3 protein-coding genes are annotated in these 1773 nt (G+C 67.4%); all 3 read left to right on the top strand.

Annotation, left to right across the window (positions count from 1 at the left end):
* Window positions 1-305, top strand: a 305-nt coding sequence (locus G7A99_RS15440) for a DUF4845 domain-containing protein (protein ID WP_163141720.1), incomplete at its 5' end; no start/stop codon positions are given.
* A 1-nt stretch (window position 306) separates the two neighbouring features.
* The gene (rnc, locus tag G7A99_RS15445) at window positions 307-1002 is read left to right on the top strand and encodes a ribonuclease III (protein ID WP_156831207.1); all 696 of its coding nucleotides are present in this window, start codon (window positions 307-309) and stop codon (window positions 1000-1002) included.
* On the top strand, window positions 999-1773 hold a 775-nt coding region (era, locus tag G7A99_RS15450), incomplete at its 3' end, for a GTPase Era (RefSeq protein ID WP_163141723.1). The genes rnc and era, both read left to right, overlap by 4 nt.

The following is a 1773-nucleotide window of genomic DNA, read 5'->3' on the forward strand; positions in this document are numbered from 1 at the left end:
TGCTGGCGCTTATCGCCATGCGGCTCGTGCCGGTCTACCTGGAGGCCCACTCCGTTGGCACCATCCTCGAGGGGATAAGCGGGCAGAAGCAGTTCACCGGCAATAACCAGAAGGACATCCGCGAGACCTTCTCGCGCCGGCTGATCATCAACGACATCAATAACATCAAGGCCAAGGACCTCCAGTTCGAGGAGGTGCGCGGCGGCATCGAGGCGTCGGTGGAGTACGAGGTACGGCGGCCGTTCATCGCCAACCTCGACTTCGTCGCCCATTTCAAGAAATCCACCCTCATCCGAAACAAGTGACGTGACGGCCGAGCGATTGCAGCAGGACCTGGGGTACCGATTCCGCGATGCGGCGCTGCTCGAGCAGGCGCTGACCCATCGCAGTGCGAGCGGGCCCAACAACGAGCGCCTGGAGTTCCTCGGCGACAGTGTGCTGAACTTCGTCATCGCCGCCGCCGTGTTCGAACGGCGCCCGGAGGCCCGCGAGGGCGAGCTCAGCCGCCTGCGTGCCAACCTGGTCAACAAGAATTCGCTCGCGCGGCTGGCCCGGCGGCTGGAGCTCGGCGGCTACATCCACCTCGGCGGCGGCGAGCTGAAGACCGGCGGTCACCGTCGCGACTCCATCCTCGCCGACGCGACCGAGGCGGTGCTCGGCGCGATCTACCTCGACGGCGGCTTCGAGGCCTGCCGCGACGTCATCCTCGGGCTCTACCGGGAGTGGCTGGCGGACCTGCCCGAGCAGCGCCAGCTCAAGGACCCCAAGACCCGTCTGCAGGAGTACCTCCAGTCGCGGCGGCTGCCGCTGCCGGCCTACGAGGTGGTGGACGTCGAGGGGCGCGCCCACGACCAGACCTTTCGTGTGCATTGCCATGTCGAGGAACTGGCGGTGACCAGCGAGGGCCGCGCGAACTCTCGCCGCCGTGCCGAACAGCAGGCGGCCGAATCCATGCTCACGCGTCTGCGCGAGGGCGATAATGACGGAGGCAGGGCCGGATGAGCACGGCCACCGAGACCATGCGCAGCGGCTTTGTCGCCCTGATGGGACGACCCAACGCGGGCAAGTCGACGCTGCTCAATGCCCTGCTCGGGCAGAAGGTCAGCATCGTTACCCGCAAGCCGCAGACCACGCGCCACCGCATCATCGGCGTGCACCACATCGAGGGCGCGCAGCTCGTGTATGTGGACACCCCCGGGCTGCACCGGGCCACGAAAACGGCGATGAACCGTTACCTCAACGAGGCCGCGGGGCAGGCGCTGGACGACGTCGATGTCGTGCTGGTGGTGGTCGACGCCAGTCGCTGGACCGAGGATGATGATCTCGTCTTCGAGCGCCTCAAGTCGGTCAGGGTGCCGGTGGTGCTCGCGATAAACAAGGTCGACCGGATCCCCGACAAGACCCAGCTGCTGCCTCTGATCGAGCGGCTCAGTCAGCGCCATGATTTCGCCGCGGTGGTGCCGGTTTCGGCACAGCGGCACAGCAACCTCGAGGCGCTGGAGCAGGAGCTCGTCGCCCGCCTGCCGGAGGGGCCTGCACTGTTCCCGGAGGAGCAGGTCACGGACCGCTCCGAGCGCTTCATGGCCGCGGAGCTCATCCGCGAGCAGCTCATGGCCGGTCTCGGCGAGGAGCTGCCCTATGCGACCACCGTCGAGATCGAGGCGTTCGAGCAGGAGGGGCGGCTGCGCCGCATCGCCGCGGTGATCTGGGTCGAGCGGCCGGGGCAGAAGAAGATCGTCATCGGCGGGGACGGCCGCCGGCTCAAGTCGCTCG

The sequence above is a fragment of the Arhodomonas sp. KWT genome, from assembly GCF_010993615.1.